15 protein-coding genes and 1 tRNA gene are annotated in these 15,585 nt (G+C 57.3%); 6 read left to right on the top strand and 10 right to left on the bottom strand.

The genetic code is table 11. The annotated features are described in order from the left end of the window. Positions 1 to 6: 6 nt before the first annotated feature. Together AFK24_RS27655 and AFK24_RS27650 are read left to right on the top strand one after the other, a co-directional pair. Positions 7 to 2,151 carry a 3-hydroxyacyl-CoA dehydrogenase NAD-binding domain-containing protein gene (locus tag AFK24_RS27655; RefSeq protein WP_065836268.1) on the top strand — a complete coding sequence of 715 codons (2,145 nt, stop codon included), beginning with the start codon at positions 7 to 9 and terminating at the stop codon, positions 2,149 to 2,151. Positions 2,152 to 2,304: 153 nt separating this feature from the next. Then, positions 2,305 to 3,033: an amidotransferase gene (locus tag AFK24_RS27650; protein WP_065836267.1), complete on the top strand. Its 729-nt coding sequence runs from the start codon at positions 2,305 to 2,307 to the stop codon at positions 3,031 to 3,033. A gap of 69 nt (positions 3,034 to 3,102) precedes the next feature. Here AFK24_RS27650 and AFK24_RS27645 read toward each other — a convergent pair whose 3' ends face one another. The 5 genes from AFK24_RS27645 to AFK24_RS27625 all read right to left on the bottom strand — a co-directional run bounded on the left by AFK24_RS27645 (position 3,103) and on the right by AFK24_RS27625 (position 6,994). Continuing rightward, positions 3,103 to 4,074 (bottom strand): magnesium and cobalt transport protein CorA, encoded by a 972-nt coding sequence (locus AFK24_RS27645; RefSeq protein ID WP_020291507.1) that lies wholly within the window; start codon positions 4,072 to 4,074, stop codon positions 3,103 to 3,105. 134 nt (positions 4,075 to 4,208) lie between these two features. Continuing rightward, positions 4,209 to 4,898 (bottom strand): crotonase/enoyl-CoA hydratase family protein, encoded by a 690-nt coding sequence (locus AFK24_RS27640; RefSeq protein WP_065836266.1) that lies wholly within the window; start codon positions 4,896 to 4,898, stop codon positions 4,209 to 4,211. A gap of 124 nt (positions 4,899 to 5,022) precedes the next feature. Beyond that, on the bottom strand, positions 5,023 to 5,682 hold the full coding sequence (locus tag AFK24_RS27635; RefSeq protein WP_065836374.1) for a class I SAM-dependent methyltransferase: 660 nt from the start codon (positions 5,680 to 5,682) through the stop codon (positions 5,023 to 5,025). A 5-nt stretch (positions 5,683 to 5,687) separates the two neighbouring features. Further along, positions 5,688 to 5,981: a DUF6388 family protein gene (locus AFK24_RS27630; RefSeq protein ID WP_065836265.1), complete on the bottom strand. Its 294-nt coding sequence runs from the start codon at positions 5,979 to 5,981 to the stop codon at positions 5,688 to 5,690. A 335-nt stretch (positions 5,982 to 6,316) separates the two neighbouring features. Further along, the gene (locus AFK24_RS27625) at positions 6,317 to 6,994 is read right to left on the bottom strand and encodes a lipopolysaccharide kinase InaA family protein (RefSeq protein ID WP_065836264.1); all 678 of its coding nucleotides are present in this window, start codon (positions 6,992 to 6,994) and stop codon (positions 6,317 to 6,319) included. Between the two features lie 790 nt (positions 6,995 to 7,784). On the opposite strand from AFK24_RS27625, the gene AFK24_RS27620 reads away from it, so the two are divergent. Together AFK24_RS27620 and acpP are read left to right on the top strand one after the other, a co-directional pair. Then, positions 7,785 to 8,282: a hypothetical protein gene (locus AFK24_RS27620; RefSeq protein ID WP_065836263.1), complete on the top strand. Its 498-nt coding sequence runs from the start codon at positions 7,785 to 7,787 to the stop codon at positions 8,280 to 8,282. Positions 8,283 to 8,568: 286 nt separating this feature from the next. Then, positions 8,569 to 8,814, top strand: a complete 246-nt coding sequence (gene acpP / locus AFK24_RS27615) for an acyl carrier protein (RefSeq protein ID WP_065836262.1) — start codon at positions 8,569 to 8,571, stop codon at positions 8,812 to 8,814. 317 nt (positions 8,815 to 9,131) lie between these two features. Here the strand turns inward: acpP and AFK24_RS27610 are convergent. Then, positions 9,132 to 9,221, bottom strand: a tRNA-Ser gene (locus tag AFK24_RS27610). Between the two features lie 165 nt (positions 9,222 to 9,386). Beyond that, on the bottom strand, positions 9,387 to 10,136 hold the full coding sequence (locus AFK24_RS27605) for a 3-oxoacyl-ACP reductase family protein (protein WP_065836261.1): 750 nt from the start codon (positions 10,134 to 10,136) through the stop codon (positions 9,387 to 9,389). A gap of 120 nt (positions 10,137 to 10,256) precedes the next feature. Between AFK24_RS27605 and AFK24_RS27600 the strand changes: the two genes are divergently transcribed. Next, entirely contained in the window at positions 10,257 to 11,180 is a 924-nt protein-coding gene (locus tag AFK24_RS27600) for a LysR family transcriptional regulator (protein ID WP_065836260.1), read from the top strand. 27 nt (positions 11,181 to 11,207) lie between these two features. Continuing rightward, positions 11,208 to 11,786: a cysteine hydrolase family protein gene (locus AFK24_RS27595; protein ID WP_065836259.1), complete on the top strand. Its 579-nt coding sequence runs from the start codon at positions 11,208 to 11,210 to the stop codon at positions 11,784 to 11,786. On the opposite strand, the gene AFK24_RS27590 is transcribed toward AFK24_RS27595, so the two are convergent. From AFK24_RS27590 to AFK24_RS27580, 3 genes are all read right to left on the bottom strand, one after another. Then, positions 11,752 to 12,459, bottom strand: a complete 708-nt coding sequence (locus AFK24_RS27590) for a DUF3142 domain-containing protein (RefSeq protein ID WP_065836258.1) — start codon at positions 12,457 to 12,459, stop codon at positions 11,752 to 11,754. The genes AFK24_RS27595 and AFK24_RS27590 overlap by 35 nt on opposite strands. Positions 12,460 to 12,464: 5 nt before the next feature. Beyond that, positions 12,465 to 14,660: an outer membrane assembly lipoprotein YfiO gene (locus tag AFK24_RS27585; protein ID WP_065836257.1), complete on the bottom strand. Its 2,196-nt coding sequence runs from the start codon at positions 14,658 to 14,660 to the stop codon at positions 12,465 to 12,467. Positions 14,661 to 14,962: 302 nt separating this feature from the next. Then, a complete protein-coding gene (locus tag AFK24_RS27580; protein ID WP_065836256.1) occupies positions 14,963 to 15,499 on the bottom strand; it encodes a cytochrome b in 537 nt (178 codons plus the stop codon). Positions 15,500 to 15,585: the final 86 nt, after the last annotated feature.

Here is a 15,585-nt window from a genome sequence, read left to right as displayed (position 1 = left end):
CCTGTTATGACCGATGCCATTCGCTATGAAAAAGGCCAGGACCAGATTGTTATCCTGACCATCGACATGCCGGGACAAAGTGCCAATACCATGAACGCGGTCTATCGCGATGCCATGGCCGCCAGCGTTGCCCGCCTGCAGGACGAACATGCGTCAATTGCCGGGGTGATTATCACCTCGGCCAAGCCGACGTTCTTTGCCGGCGGTGACTTGAATGAATTGATCCAGGTTGGCAAGGACCGCGCGCAGTGGTTCCAGGCGATGGTCACCGAACTAAAGGCGCAATTGCGCAGCCTGGAAACGCTGGGCAAACCGGTGGTTGCGGCAATCAATGGCGCAGCGCTGGGTGGCGGCTGGGAAATCTGCCTCGCCTGCCATCACCGTATCGCGCTGAATTCCGGCGGCGTTTCCATCGGCCTGCCGGAAGTGACACTGGGCCTGTTGCCGGGAGGTGGGGGCGTGGTGCGCATGGTGCGCAGGCTGGGGCTGGAAAAGGCGCTGCCGTATCTGCTCGAAGGCAAAAAACTGGGCGCGCAGCAAGCCTTGCAAGCCGGTTTGATCGATCAGCTTGCCGCCAACAGCGATGAAATGCTGGCCATGGCCAGGCAATGGATCATGGCCAATCCTGACGCCAGGCAACCTTGGGATACGCCGGGTTATCAGCTTCCCGGCGGTACACCGGCCCAACCGAACATTGCGCAAATGCTGGCCATCGCACCCTCGATCCTGCGCAACAAAACCCAGGGTTGCTACCCGGCACCGGAGAAAATTCTCTGCGCGGCGGTGGAGGGCGCGCAGGTGAACTTCGACACCGCACTGGCCATCGAGACGCGTTACTTCACCGAGTTGGTCACCGGCCAGATCGCCAAGAACATGATCGGCACCTTCTGGTTTCAGCTCAACGAAATCAATGCCGGCAGATCGCGCCCCCAAGGCCCCCCAGCGTTCATCACCCGGAAAGCCGGGGTTCTGGGCGCTGGCATGATGGGCGCGGGCATTGCTTATGTCTGTGCCTGCGCGGGTATTGCAGTGGTGCTTAAAGACGTGAATTTTGCCGCCGCGCAAAAGGGCAAGGAGCATTCTGCCAAACTGCTGGACAAGCAGGTTGCAGCTGGACGCATGGACGACCAGAAGCGGGAAGCGATCCTTGCGCGTATTCATCCGACCGGGCGCGATTCTGATCTGGAGGGTTGCGACCTGATCATCGAAGCGGTGTTCGAAGACCGCGAACTCAAGGCCAAAGTTAGCGCCGCCGCAGAGCAGTTCGCGCTGCAGAATGCAGTGATTGCGTCGAACACCTCGACGCTGCCGATTACCGGTCTGGCCCAAGCGGTTTCCCGGCCTGAGCGTTTTATCGGGCTGCATTTCTTCAGCCCGGTGGACAAGATGCAACTGGTGGAAATCATCAAGGGCCAGCGTACCAGTGCTGCAACGCTGTCCCGGGCTTTTGACTTCGTGCTGCAAATCAAAAAAATCCCCATTGTGGTGGCAGACAGCCGCGGCTTTTTCACTTCACGGGTGTTCGCGACCTTTACCCATGAAGGCATCGCCATGCTGGGCGAGGGCATTTCGGCGGCGATGATCGAGAACGAAGCGCGCAAGGCCGGAATGCCGGTTGGACCGCTGGCGATCTCTGATGAGGTGTCCTTGAGCCTGATGAGCCACATCCGTCAGCAAGCGCTCAAGGATCTGACCACTGAAGGCCAATCTGTTGCGCAGCATCCGGCCTTTGCCGTTGTCGATCTGCTGGTCAACGAATACAAGCGCCTCGGCAAAGCGGCAGGTGCCGGGTTCTACGATTATCCCGAGGGCGCGCCCAAGCAGTTGTGGCCTGAACTGAAAAGTCGTTTCGAGCGGGCGGATGTGCAGATTTGCGGGCAAGACGTGCGTGATCGCCTGTTGTTCATTCAGGCCATCGAAACCGTGCGCTGCCTGGAGGAGGGCGTGCTGCTGTCGGTGGCCGACGCTAATATCGGGTCGATCTTCGGCATCGGTTTTGCGGGCTGGACCGGCGGCGCGTTGCAGTTCATCAACCAATATGGGATCAAGGCGTTTATTGACCGGGCGCGGTATCTGGCCGGGCACTACGGCGATCGCTTCGAACCGCCTGCACTGTTGCTGGAAAAGGCGCTCAAGGGCGAGTTGTTCTGAAGGCCTGTGGCCGGCAGCACGACTGCGAATCAGTACAGCAAAGGTTCAGGTAATAACGCACCGATGGGTGAATCGCCCCTTGCCTTGCGGGGCTCGTTCAAGGCAGGCTTTGTCGGTGCATTATCGCCATTACCGCTTCAGGTACTTTTTCTTATGCCGTTACGCATCTGCATTCTGGAAACCGACGTCCTTCGCCCAGAATTGGTCGATCAATATCAGGGTTACGGGCGGATGTTCGAACTACTTTTTGCACAACAACCGATTGCCGCCGAGTTCACGGTCTACAACGTGATGCAGGGCATTTATCCGCCCGAAGGCGAGCGTTTCGACGCCTATCTGGTGACGGGCAGCAAGGCTGACTCGTTCGGCACTGATCCGTGGATCGAAACCCTCAAGACCTACTTGCTCGAACGTTATCAGCGCGGCGACAAGTTGCTGGGGATCTGCTTCGGGCATCAGCTGCTGGCCTTGCTGCTTGGCGGCAAGAGCGAACGGGCTACGCAAGGCTGGGGCGTGGGTATTCACAACTACACCCTGGCGCCTGCAACGCCCTGGATGAGCCCGGCCATGGACAAGCTGACCTTGCTGATCAGCCATCAGGATCAGGTCACCGCGCTGCCGGCAAACGCCACGGTCATCGCCTCAAGCGAGTTCTGCCCGTTTGCCGCGTATCACATCAACGACCAGGTGCTGTGCTTCCAGGGCCATCCGGAATTCATCCACGACTACTCCCGTACTTTGCTGGACATCCGTCAGCAATGCTTGGGTGAACACATTTATCAGCAGGGCATTGCCAGCCTGGATTACGAGCACAACGGGACGACGGTTGCCGAGTGGATGATGCGGTTTGTGGCGCATAAAGCAGATAAAGCCGCGGTTTAGCGGCAGGCTATAAGCTACAAGTAGATCGGGTTTCGGCTTGCAGCTTGCGGCATTAAGCTTGCAGCTGCCTCAAAGCCACCCCGAGCGCTTGAAGCTGGCGAACAGCGCTGTACAGCCGCCGACAATGACGCCCAGCACGGTGAAATAACCGTAATGCCAGGTCAGCTCCGGCATGTTCTCGAAGTTCATGCCGTAGATCCCGGCGATGGCCGTGGGGAAGGCCAGGATCGCGGCCCATGCGGCGAACTTACGTTGCACGATGCTTTGCCGGGATGACTCCAGCAGCAAGCCGATCTCGATGGTTTGACTGGCGATATCGCGCAGATTGCCCAGGTCTTCCATCTGGCGTTTGACGTGGATTTCCACGTCGCGAAAGTACGGCCGCATGTTCTTGTCGATGAACGGAAAATCCAGCCTCTGCAACTCTTCGCCAACTTCCACCATGGGCGATACATAGCGCCGCAAACGCAGCAGGTCGCGGCGCAGACTGTGGATGCGCTGAATGTCGGATTCGTTCAAGGAACCGTTCAGGACATTGTGTTCCAGATCTTCGAGTTCGCAGTGAATCGCTTCGGTCACCGGCTGATAGTTCTCGGTGACGAAGTCCAGCAGGGCATACAGCACGAAGTCCTCGCCATGTTCGAGCAGCAGCGGCCTTGCCTCACAGCGTTGGCGCACCAGCCCGTAGGATTTCGAATGGCCGTTGCGGGAGGTGATGATGTAGCCCTTGCCGGCGAAGATATGCGTTTCGATGAATTCGAGCTTGCCGTTCTCGCGCACCGGCGCGTAGGTCACGATAAACAGCGCGTCACCGAAGGTTTCCAGCTTGGGACGGCTATGTACCTCCATGGCATCTTCGATGGCCAGCTCATGCAGGTTGAACTGTTTTTTCAAGCTGGCCAGTTCGCTGGCGTCAGGCTGCTCCAACCCGATCCAGACGAAGTGGCCGGGCTTGGCCGCCCAGGCAGCACCTTCGTCGAGGGTGATATTGGTGACTTTTTTGCCTGCACTGTAAACCGCGGCAGCGACGACTCGGCCCATGTTGGATTCACTTCTTTATAAGTATGTTGTTTTAGGCGCGCTGGGCGCTCTACAGCATCAGATCAGACAAACTAGTGCGAGTTCGCCAGCCGGAAAAAAGCCCGCAGCAGCGGGCTTCACGTCCTGGATCTGGCTTACAGCGAATGCTGCTGATCGGCAACGATGGCCGCGTCCAGGGTGTCCAGCAGCGCCTTGCGCACTTTAAGTTTGGTGTTTTTGTGTGCGTTCATGTTGATTTTCTTCAATTGCAGCGCGGCAGTACGGGCGGCGTCCTGCAACTCTTCGACGCCGACCAGCTTGTCGAGAAAACCTGCATCCAGCGCGCCTTTGGGGTCGAACATCTCGCCATTGATCACCGAGCGATGAAAGGCGGATTTACGCAGACGATCCCGCGCCAGCTCAATGCCGGCATAGTGCATGGTCATGCCGATCTGGACTTCGTTCAGGCCGATGCTGAACGGCCCTTCGACGCCAATCCGGTAATCGGCCGACAGCAGCAGGAACGCGCCTTTGGCGACCGCGTGTCCCGGGCAGGCAATGACAATAGGGAAGGGGTGCGAAAGCATGCGCCGCGCCAGAGTCGAGCCTTGCTTGACCAGGTTGATGGCCGCTTCGGCGCTGGAAGTCATGACCTTGAGGTCGTAGCCGCCGGACAGAATTCCCGGTTGCCCGGTGATGATCACCACGGCGCGATCTTTCTCGGCTTGATCCAGCGCAGCGTTGAATGCCGCGACCACGTCAGGAGAAATGGCGTTGACCTTGCCGTTGCTCAAGGTCAGTGTGGCGACGCCGTCTTCCAGGTGGTACGAGATCAAATCACTCATGTCGCAATTCCTTTTTATTGAAGTCAGCAGAAGTTACTCACCCGCAACGGTGAGGTAAAGCGCTGACTACCGGGTCAGTTCGCAATCGCTCGGAGAAACTGCACGGCGCTGTGAGTTCTGATTATCAAAGGACCGAGCGGGCGCTGAACAACGCCACTTTGCCTACCACTTCAACGCTGACATCCGCGAAGTGCTGAGCCAGCGCGCTACGCAGTCCGGCAAGCGTGTCGTTGCGGTTACCGAAAATGCCCTTCTTGTTGTAGACCGCCATCAATTTGCCACCAAAGCCATTATGGTTGGCTTCGTCGCCGAGGATCGTTGCACCGAACAGGACTCCGTTGTCAGCCAGCCGGGATTTGAGATTGCCAAAAACCACCGCCTTGTCGGCCATGTTTCCCGGCAGGCAATGCAGCAGATAAAACAGCGATATCGAATCACAGACCGCGACCTGTTCATCACTCAGCGGCTGGAATACATCGTGCTGCACGACTCTGGTGTCTGGACGGCCGAGGCGTTGGCGTGCGGCTTCAAGGCTGCTGGGATTAAGGTCAAGCAAGGTTACTTGAGTGCTCGCCGGAAGGTTGGCATTGGCCAGGTAATAACCTGTGCCAACACCAACATCCAGATGGCGTGCGCCAACATGACGATTGAAAAAAGGCTGTAGCACTTTTCTGGTTGGACACTGCCAGGCAAACCGATTGGAAATTCCCAATACCCAGCCGTCATAGAGCTTCAAGGTCAGGGGCGAATAAACCGCGGCACCGGCTTGAGACGACTGGTTCATGAGTTTCATTCCTCGATGGCATTTAGCTCGCGATATTCATTCCAATCCATGCCCAGCGTCTCGGCTACCTGCTGATGGGCTTCCAGGCGCATGGACTTGAGTTGCTCAGGGGATTCGGCGACCAGTTGCAACGCCAGTTCCCAGGGTTCGATGCCGAGGTCTTCGGCTTCATCCTCGAACGCCCATTGGGTCTGCTGCTTCTGTTCTTCGGCGCTCAGCTGCTGAATTTCAGTTTCGAGGATCGGGTTGGTGGTGAGGTATTTCGCCAGGGCGATGTCGTTCCATTCAAGTAGGTTCATGCGGTACTCCTGCAGGTTTGGATCGAGTCGAAGAAGGTCGAACTGCACGGTTGCAGACTCGACGGCAAGGCGCGATTGTGCGCGATACCCCGGCTGGCTTCCAGTGCAACGCAATTGACTTTGCGGATAAATCCGAATTTGCGGAGAGTTCTGTAGGAGATTGCGCCGTATAGCTGGCGCCTTTCGGGGACAAGTCCCCTCCTACAAGCGAGGCTTGCCCGCGAATCGTAATTCCAGGCGACATTTTTATTACCCGAAATAACGCTTTCGCGGGCAAGCCTCGCTCCAACAGAATCGACGTTGGATGCCGTTCGAAGTGGGTCAACCTGATCCCGCTACACAGCCCTGCCAAACTCGGCGTGATACACCTTGAGAAAATACGCCCACTCGGTATCAGTCCAGGACGAATGGCGTCGCAACTGGCGAAGGTCGTGACGCGCGGCTCCCAGGGATGTAATTCGGCGATGGGATTTTTCCAGGTCGAGCAGGGCCAGTTCGAATTGCGGACCGTCGATGGATGTAACGACTTTGACGAAAATGTGTTTGGACCGCATGCAGCTGTGTTGCCAGTAACCAAGATGCAGACGCGACAACAGAAACGCCAGTCGCTCGAACAAACGCAGATGCTCGTCAGGAGAATACCGTTCGCGAGCGCCGCCCGCGTACCAGGAATCCAGATCCTGAAAACCGGTGAGGTCCTGCGTGACCAGCACGCCTTGCCAGACGCCATCAACTTTGCGGGCGCCATAAAAGATCGGCTTGGGCGCTGCCACATCCAGTCGGTCAAGTTTGGTCAGTGCACGTCCTTCGCGCAGGACAGTCGGCCTGCCGAACGGATAACGGGGACTCCGGTAAAGGTGGCCGGTCTGACGTTTTACGTAGACGACGGTCCCGTTATGAACGACTCGCTGAACCCCGCTGGTACCACTGCGCCGTACATTTGGTTCTTCCACCCAAGGCCCCTGCGTTCCCCACCAATACGCGAAGTTTTCCTGCACAGTAGACGTCCCCATTACTGTTTCCTGTCCGATCATTATCCTCTGTCAGTCTCATTGAATTGACAGTTTCATCGGAGAATAAAACAACTCTTGCCACTAAGATACGGATAGTTAGCAGGTACTTGACGGTCGACCAATGAACCAATTGTCATTGGTGTTGATACCATTGCCGTGGCATGCAATCAGATGGTCTGGGGTTATTTTTAACTTCCATCGTAGGCATTGCCCTGTGCGCCTATGTTGTCGACTAGTAAGGACGTTTTGTGACTGACCAGTCGTCAGTCCCACAAAAATAGAAGGTGCTAAACGCCAAAGTCATGGTCTGACTAATATCAATTCAAGAAGATCCTGAAAATGCCTTGTCTTAATCGTTTCAGAAGGAAGCGGTGATCTTCTGGATGACCTGAATACCGCTACGGCTGAAATGATGTCCTTCGCCATCGGTGATGTTGGAAGCAGTGAATGGCAAATCGCTCGGTCACGTCAGGAACATGCCTTCGAGAAATGGCACTGCTATATCAGCAGGGAACCGACGGTCAAGTTCAAGGGGCCACACCTGGCCGAATCGCGCATGGCGTAGTCTGACGGCGGTGTGGCATCTCGATGTTGGCGCTGATTGAGCTTTTACAAACGGAAAAGTTGCGACTTCTACTAAAAGAAAAGTCAGAGCCTCAACGTGTTTCTAATAAGCGGTAGAGGGTTTTGAACTTTTAGCCTGTGCGATTGTTTTATTGGATACGTTGGAAGTCGTGTGGTAGTGCCTTATTTACGGTGGTAAAGTCGCTACTCATTTTGGAGTCGCGTCATGAAGTTAGGGGAAGTTGCATTTGCTGTGGTCGTAGTATCGATGCTGGGTGGCTGCATGTCTTCGCCTCCAGTACCGCGAGTACCACTGAATGATTCGGAATATCAGCGTCTTCCTCAGGTTGGTACGGGTGTGATTGAAGGCCAGGCATTTCTGAAAACGCTGGGAGGAGAGGTCAAATACGGAGCAGGCTCTACGGTTTACTTGTTTCCCGTGACCAGCTACAGCGAACAATGGTGGCGTTTAACTCAGATTGAAATGAAACCTATCGCCGCCCCCGACCCGAAGCACGATAAATATATCCGGACTACCCAGGCCGACGGCACCGGTACATTCAAGTTCACCGATATACCGCCTGGCCCCTATTTCATTGATGCCGAGGTGACCTGGTTTGCCCCAACAGGATACGGTGGCGGTCTGGAAAAACAGGGCGGAGTCATTGCCCACCGCATTAAAGTTGATAACGACAAAACAACCAGGATCATGATCACCAAATAAGTTCGTAAGCCCTAGCAGGTCCAGGGCAAAACGTAATCGGACTACCCAGCCAGATTAGCCGAGCCGCCTTGAGCGGTTTTTTTACGCCTGGGGCCGGAAATGCCGTTGCTACGCAAGCAGCGGGGAGGATTTGGGCCGAGGCTGATGATGGCCGGTTGATAGCGTACAGGCTGTCAAATTGTGCTGGTTTGCGGGTAAAACCTAGTATTTCTGACAGTAGTCGAGCACCGCAATTGGAGAGAACATTACACGGTAGCGTATTCACACAACGAAGGAGAGGTGCGCCATGGAAAGCCGGGCAGATGTGACAGCAAGACTCAAAAAGATTGTTGCCGAGAATCTGAATGTCCTAGAGGGAGACGTAACCGATAAGAAGACATTCACAACCGATTTAGGTGCGGATTCGCTGGACACCGTTGAACTTGTGATGGCGATAGAGGAGGAGTTCGGCGTTGAGATACCCGATACCGAGGCTGAGAGCCTAACCACAGTCGGGAAAGTAGTTGACTTTATTCTCAGTAAAACGGGCTGATGTTTTACCAAGGTAGGCCGATCTGAGCAGTACGGCCCGTCTCACCCTTGGCTTACCAAATCAGATGCTCGCCGCGGATTGAGAGGCGGCACTGGTTGGTGCCATAGAGCGCGCTAAAAAACGGAGAGAATTACGTCGGAGCTGGTGCCAAACATCGCGCTAAGTAATGCCAAATCCAGCGCCGACTTACAGCCTTAAGCGGTCAGTTGCGGGCTGAAAGTCATTCTTTTGCCTTAAAAATACCCTAAATCAGAAGCCAAAAACACAAAACCCCTGACATTCGCTAGGAATATCAAGGGTTTGGGTTGTTTCTAATATGGCGGTGAGGGAGGGATTCGAACCCTCGATACAATTTCTTGTATACACACTTTCCAGGCGTGCTCCTTAAGCCTCTCGGACACCTCACCGAATCTCGTCACACCGTTGGTCTGTCGAGGCGCGCTAATGTAGTCGAAGGCTTAACCGAACGCAAAGGTTTTTTTCAGAATTTTCATGCGCTTAAGCAAATACCGGGAGTTGGCCGCACGCCTGGGGAGTGTGCGGCCGACTCCTGAAGACCCGGACTGCTCGGATCAGGCGCCGAAGCCGCCGTCGATGGTCAGGCTGGCGCCGGTGATATAGCCGGCTTCCGGGCCTGCCAGGTAAGCGACGAAGCTGGCGATTTCTTCTACGTGTCCGTAGCGTCCAACGGCCATCAGCGGGATCAGCGATTCAGCGAAGTCGCCGTTGGCCGGGTTCATGTCGGTGTCGACCGGGCCGGGCTGCACGTTGTTGATGGTGATGCCCCGCGGGCCGAGGTCGCGGGCCAGACCTTTGGTCAGGCCGACCAGTGCCGATTTGCTCATGGCGTACACGCCGCCACCGGCGAAGGGCATGCGGTCGGCGTTGGTGCTGCCGATGTTGATGACGCGTCCGCCGTCGCCCATGTGCCGCGCGGCTTCCTGGGTGGCGATGAATACGCTGCGTACGTTGATGCTCAGGGTCCGGTCGAAATCTTCCAGACTGAACTCTTCCAGCGGGCCGATGGCCAGCACGCCAGCGTTGTTGACGAGGATGTCCAGGCGGCCAAAGGTTTTCACGGTGTTGTCGACAGCCGCACGGATGGCGTCGGCATCGGCGCTGTCCGCATGGATAGCCAAGGCCTTGCCGCCTTTGGCGGTGATGCTGTCCTGCAGTTCGCGGGCCTTGGCTTCGGAGCTGACGAAGGTGAAGGCAACCGCTGCGCCTTGTTCGGCCAGGCGTTTGACGATGGCCGCGCCGATACCGCGTGAGCCGCCTTGAACGAGTGCAACTTTACCGCTGAGTATTGTTTGCTGAGTCATGAGGTTCTCCAGATCGTTGGGGAGTTGAGTTGATGGGGGCCAGTATCCGGCGTCGATTGCATCCTGAGTAGCGGGTAATTGCGATAGTCTGTGTAAACCAAAAGTTTAGAATCCCTCGCCATGGAAAATTTCAGCAGTATCGAATGCTTTGTGCGCAGCGCCGAAGTCGGTAGCTTTGCCGAGGCTGCGCGGCGCCTTAGCCTGACGCCCGCAGCCGTGGGCAAGAGCGTCGCCAAGCTGGAAGCGCGCCTGGGCGTGCGGTTGTTTCAGCGTAGTACGCGTAGCCTGACGTTGACCGAAGCCGGCCAGCGATTTCTCGGCGAGGTCAGCGCCAGCCTCAATACCATCCAGAACGCCGTCGCCAACCTGGCCAGTGCCGAAGGGCAACCGACCGGCACGCTCAAGGTCAGCATGGGCACGGTGTTCGGCCGTCTGTATATCTTGCCGTTGTTGGGCGAGTTCCTGCGGCGTTATCCGGCCATAACGCCGGACTGGCATTTCGATAACCGGCAGGTGGATCTGATCGGGCAGGGCTTCGATGCGGGGATTGGTGGCGGGTTTGATCTGCCCCAAGGCGTTGTCGCACGCAAGCTGACTCCTGCGCATCGTGTTCTGGTTGCGTCGCCGGATTATCTTGCTGAACAGCCGGACATCAGGCATCCGGAAGATCTGCAAGGCCAACCGGGGATTTTGATTCGCTCGCCGCAGACCGGCCGGATCCGCAACTGGCCGCTGACCCATCGCAATCAGGAACACAGCCCGCTGAACCTCAAGGCACGCATGACCATGAGTGATTCGGAGGCCGCCTGTGCGGCGGCTGAGCAAGGCTTGGGGATCGCGCTGGTGAGCATGCCGTTCGCCGTGCCTTATCTGCGCAGTGGCGCGCTGGCGCGGGTGTTGCCGGACTGGTATGTGGATGACGGCAACATTTCGTTGTATTACAGCGAGCACAAATTGTTGCCGGGCAAGACCCGAGCCTTTGTCGATTTTGTAATCGAACAGTTTGCCCGGCAGAATCTGGCGCAGGTGTTCAGCGCCATCTAACCCTCATTAATGGGAGCTGCTTCTTTTATGGAAATCCTCGCCAATGCCGCGTTGGTCATCATCGACATGCAACAAGGTATTCAGCATCCGAAACTCGGCCGGCGCAACAATTCCCAGGCCGATGCCAACATGCTCAGGCTGTTGCAGGGATGGCGCAGCAGCCAGCGGCCAGTAATTCACGTACGGCATTTTTCCCGCACGCCAACCTCGGTGTTCTGGCCGGAGCAATCCGGTGTGGAATATCAGCCGAATTTTTTGCCGGTCAACGGCGAATCGGAAATTCAAAAACAGGTGCCCGATGCCTTCTGCGGGACGCTGCTGGAAGGGTGGCTGCGAACCGATTCAATCAGTCAGTTGGTGATCGTTGGGGTCGCAACCAACAATTCGGTGGAGTCCACCGCACGCAGCGGCGGCAACCTCGGTTTCGATGTCATCGTGGCTCATGACGCCTGCTTTACCTTCGATCAAGCGGATTTTTTCGGCACGCCCCACAGCGCGGAAGAGGTGCACGCCATGTCTTTGGGTAATCTGCACGGCGAATACGCCACGGTGCTTGCCACCGACGAAATCCTCACGGGTTTTGTAGAAACACCACGTAACCTCTGAACCACGGGCTGTCTTGCAGATGTTCCGGTGTCTGCCATTCGCCGCCCTGGATCAAGCCGATCTTGAACGGCAGCCCGAGACGATTCATGCGCGGCAGATAAGCGGCGTAATCGGGAATGCTATGGCGGCCTTGATAGGTTTGCACCACCACTTCGTCGATCACCCCTTTAAGCTGACCGATGACCTCAGCGTCGGCGTTGCTGCTCCAGTCCAGCAGGCCGGTGATGCTCAGGCGATAGTCCTGGGGCAGGCGTTGGCGCAGGTCGCGCAGGAAATCGACGTACTCGTTGAGATAGCGGGTGCGTGCGTCGAAGTCGATCTGGATGCCCACCACATTGTTGCCGGCATTACGCCAGCGGTTGACCTGACCCAACAGCTGCCGGTAGATCGGCTCGGGCCAGCGCAGAGTGTGGGCGCGATAGACCACCCAGACCTCAGCCTGAGGCAGCTTCGCAATCGGCATGCCCTGAGCGACGAAGTTGACTCGCCGATGCTGCTCGCTTCGGGCGCTGCTGATCTGGCCTTGCAGCACGTACAACGTCTTGGCCTTGTTCAGCACCGGCTGGGAGGACACGCCGCCCCACAGCCAGAACGCCTCATAGTCGTCGGCGTTTACCGCAGCATTGGCCGCAATTATCTGCAGCAAGCAGAACATTGCCAGCCAGAATCGCATGGCGATTACCAGTAATACTGCAGGGATTTACCCCAGCGCGTATCGGCGAAACCGCTTTTGAGTTGCGTGAACCAGGCCTTGCGTGCGGCCGGGGTCACTTCTTTGCCGCCGCAACCGTTGTTGCCTGAAGGCGCATAGCAGTTGATGGCACGAAACAGTGCATAGGCCTTGTCTTCATGGCCGGCTTTCGGATTGGTGATAACGGTTTGATAGGCAGTCTGGCGGGAGAAGACTTCGCCGGCGAACCCCGGCGCGGTACCGCCGAGCAGGTCGGCATGCCGCGCCCGGTCCAGCGGCATGCTGTCCAGGTTGTTGCGCAGGATGAACTCGCCCAGACAGTTCAGGCCTTGCGGGCTTTTGGCATCGCTTTGCAAGGCGGCTGCGGTCTCGGCAATGCTCGGGCACAGGTAACCGGATTCGGCCTTGTCGCCTGTCCAGCGAAACAATGCCAGCGATTGGCCCTGGTCATAGGTGTAGCTGAGGCTGTAACTCAGTTTGTCGGGCGACGGGGTTTGCGGCATTTGCTTGAGGTCGTCGGCGAGCGCCGCAAACTGACTGCGCAGCAGGTCCTTGTAGAGCAACACGAACAGCGCGGTATTACGTTCTGTGTCGTTCTGGCCCTCGGTGATTTGCTGACGCAGCAGATTGGCGTCGGCGGTGTGGCTGAGCAGGATATAACGCACCTTTTCTGACTTGATCGGCGAGTCCGCAGCAAAGACTTTGGCCAATTGTTGGTCGCGCTCGTAGCTCATCGCAAGTGCCAGTTCGAGCTGCTCGCGTTGCAGCGGCAGTTTCGCCAGCGGGATCAATTGCAGCCACAAGGTTTGCGCTTCTTTCCATTCCTGATCGGCTTGCAAGGCCAGGCCACGCAGCATCTGTTGGCTGAACGCGAGGTAATTCAATTCGTCCGGTATCGCGCTCGGCAGCAATTGCAGCGCGCTAACCGCGTCGTTCTCCACATACAGCGCAAAGGCTGCCTGCAAATAGGTAAACAGTTCAGGCTGCTGGGCGAAGGTGTCTTTTTGCGCGAGCAGGGCAGCTTTGGTCAGTTTGTTCTTCGACTGGCCGCGCATCCACATCAAGTCGTTGACTGCCGCGAACAAGGGCGTCTTCAGAGCCTTGGTATTGGCTGTCACCATTTTCAGGTCCGCTTCGCGAATCAACGGCTCATAGTCGGCCGCTTCAAGTTTGAAGTCTTCGCTGTCGGCGAAGAACAGCGTGTTGTAGTCCGCCGCGAGCTTGACGTTGTCATTCATCAGCCAGTGGACACGGCGCAACAAGCCGGTCGCACTCGTCGAGTAGCGGCCGAACGGGTTGGCATCGACATAATTGAGGAAGGCGCTTTCAGCGCGTTGCGCGGCGGCCTGGTCGACACGCTCGACCTTCAATTCCCCATACTCGAACGCCTTGCCCTGAGCCAGGCTCAGCTCGGTGCGGCCGATCATGTACAGCGCCGTGTCTTTCAGCCACTCCTGCGGGTTGTCGGCGAGCAGGGTGAAGCCCTTGGTCGCCTCGATGAAGCTCCCGCTGTAAAAATCCCCCGCCGCGTTGAGGTAGCCAAGGAAAGCCTTACCCATGGGCGACTTAATGTCCCCCGGCAGCAGGCTGCTCAGTTGATCCGGTTCCCAGGCGCAGGCCGACAGCATCTGCACGCGGCTGCTGGCCAAGGATGCGCGTTCGGCCGGGCTGAGTTCAGGCGTGCTGACCACCTGGCGAATGAAGTCGCTGGCGCTGTCTTCGTTGTTGCTGCGGCAACGGCTGCCTTCGCCATCAACCAGCGAGTCGCCCGCCACTTCCGTGGTTTCGCGCTTGACGCCCAACGTGTCGAGCATTGCCCGCAAGCCGACCACGCCATTGCCTTCATTTTCCGCTGCTCCATCCGGCAACTCTTCCTCGGTGCCGCCTGCGACCGGCGCCAGGCGATAAAGGGCGAATGGCACCTCACCATAGCCTTCGGCCAGATCCTCTTTGTTCAGTGCCGCGGGAGTCAGTTCCAGGCGACCGGCGTTGGCCAGCAACAGCCGCAGGTTGACCGAGCTGTCGTTACCGGGGCTGAGAAAGGGCAGGTTGCTGCAGACATCCAGATCGTTATTGAAAATCGACCAGCTTGGGTAGCAGGAATCGTCGCTGCTGGCCTGAGCCTGGACACACACGGTGGCACCCACGACAAGTGCCAGGGAAGTCAGCAAGCGGTTATGCATGGAAAATCCTTAATCCAGGGACCCAGAGGCGAGCGCCGGGATCATACCTTGCTGTCTCCGAGACGACGCTGGGGGTGTAACAAAATATTTTATCCAGCGCTGCCCGAGCCGACGCCTCGCGGACGCCAATGGGGCGGATTTATCCAGATTCTGTTGGAGCGAGGCTTGCCCGCGAATGGGTCTGTCGGCCGACATGTCCGCTGGCTGAATTGACGCCTTCGCGGGCAAGCCTCGCTCCAACGACGATCACTCGGGCTTCACCCCAAACATAGAATCTCCCACATTGATCCTGGGGTTTAACCTCACACCATCCGCTTGACCGTATTGTCCTTGCGCACAAAGTGATGCCAGATCGCCGCGACCACATGCAGGCCGATCACGTAATAGAAGATTGTCCCGAGCAGTTTGTGGATGTCTTCCAGGGATTCGGCGATGTCTTCGGATACCGGGAAGGGCGACGGGATCAGCAGCTGAGTCAGGGGAATCGGCAGCGAACCCTTTTCGATCAATACCGTGAGCAGCCCGAGCACTGGCTGGACGAACAGAAACGCATACAACAGGTAATGGGAAAGTGTGGCGGCGGTGCGCAGGAAGCCTTCGAGGGGCGGCATGATGCCAGGCGGTGTATGGCGGTGGCGCTCGGCAATACGAAAAAACGCCATGATCAGCACCACAATGCCCACCCAGAAGTGGGTCTGCACCACGAAGGTCCGTAACTGCGAGCCGCGTTCGAACTGCGTACGGCTCAGGATCAGCGCATAGGCCAGCACGATCAGGATTGCCATTGCCCAGTGAAACCAGCGGGCCTTGTACGTGTAGCGGTCGGAAGATGTATTCACGGTGTTTTCCTTGGTTCTTGACGGGGCATCAGCTCTGCGGCCGTTGTTTATTCGTTCTGCCTTGCACAATGGCGATGGCTCAACGC

This window comes from Pseudomonas syringae, from assembly GCF_001698815.1.
Classification (GTDB): Bacteria; Pseudomonadota; Gammaproteobacteria; order Pseudomonadales; family Pseudomonadaceae; genus Aquipseudomonas; species Aquipseudomonas syringae_A.
Note: the sequence above shows the minus strand (reverse complement) of the source record. Positions and strands in the feature narration are given on the sequence as shown.

Bases quoted from the DNA above. Each gene is read 5' to 3' on its own strand.
- AFK24_RS27655 (WP_065836268.1), top strand. From the start codon at position 7: ATGACCGATGCCATTCGCTATGAAAAAGGCCAGGACCAGATTGTTATC.
- AFK24_RS27650 (WP_065836267.1), top strand. From the start codon at position 2,305: ATGCCGTTACGCATCTGCATTCTGGAAACCGACGTCCTTCGCCCAGAA.
- AFK24_RS27645 (WP_020291507.1), bottom strand. From the start codon at position 4,074: ATGGGCCGAGTCGTCGCTGCCGCGGTTTACAGTGCAGGCAAAAAAGTC.
- AFK24_RS27640 (WP_065836266.1), bottom strand. From the start codon at position 4,898: ATGAGTGATTTGATCTCGTACCACCTGGAAGACGGCGTCGCCACACTG.
- AFK24_RS27635 (WP_065836374.1), bottom strand. From the start codon at position 5,682: ATGAACCAGTCGTCTCAAGCCGGTGCCGCGGTTTATTCGCCCCTGACC.
- AFK24_RS27630 (WP_065836265.1), bottom strand. From the start codon at position 5,981: ATGAACCTACTTGAATGGAACGACATCGCCCTGGCGAAATACCTCACC.
- AFK24_RS27625 (WP_065836264.1), bottom strand. From the start codon at position 6,994: ATGGGGACGTCTACTGTGCAGGAAAACTTCGCGTATTGGTGGGGAACG.
- AFK24_RS27620 (WP_065836263.1), top strand. From the start codon at position 7,785: ATGAAGTTAGGGGAAGTTGCATTTGCTGTGGTCGTAGTATCGATGCTG.
- acpP (WP_065836262.1), top strand. From the start codon at position 8,569: ATGGAAAGCCGGGCAGATGTGACAGCAAGACTCAAAAAGATTGTTGCC.
- AFK24_RS27605 (WP_065836261.1), bottom strand. From the start codon at position 10,136: ATGACTCAGCAAACAATACTCAGCGGTAAAGTTGCACTCGTTCAAGGC.
- AFK24_RS27600 (WP_065836260.1), top strand. From the start codon at position 10,257: ATGGAAAATTTCAGCAGTATCGAATGCTTTGTGCGCAGCGCCGAAGTC.
- AFK24_RS27595 (WP_065836259.1), top strand. From the start codon at position 11,208: ATGGAAATCCTCGCCAATGCCGCGTTGGTCATCATCGACATGCAACAA.
- AFK24_RS27590 (WP_065836258.1), bottom strand. From the start codon at position 12,459: ATGCGATTCTGGCTGGCAATGTTCTGCTTGCTGCAGATAATTGCGGCC.
- AFK24_RS27585 (WP_065836257.1), bottom strand. From the start codon at position 14,660: ATGCATAACCGCTTGCTGACTTCCCTGGCACTTGTCGTGGGTGCCACC.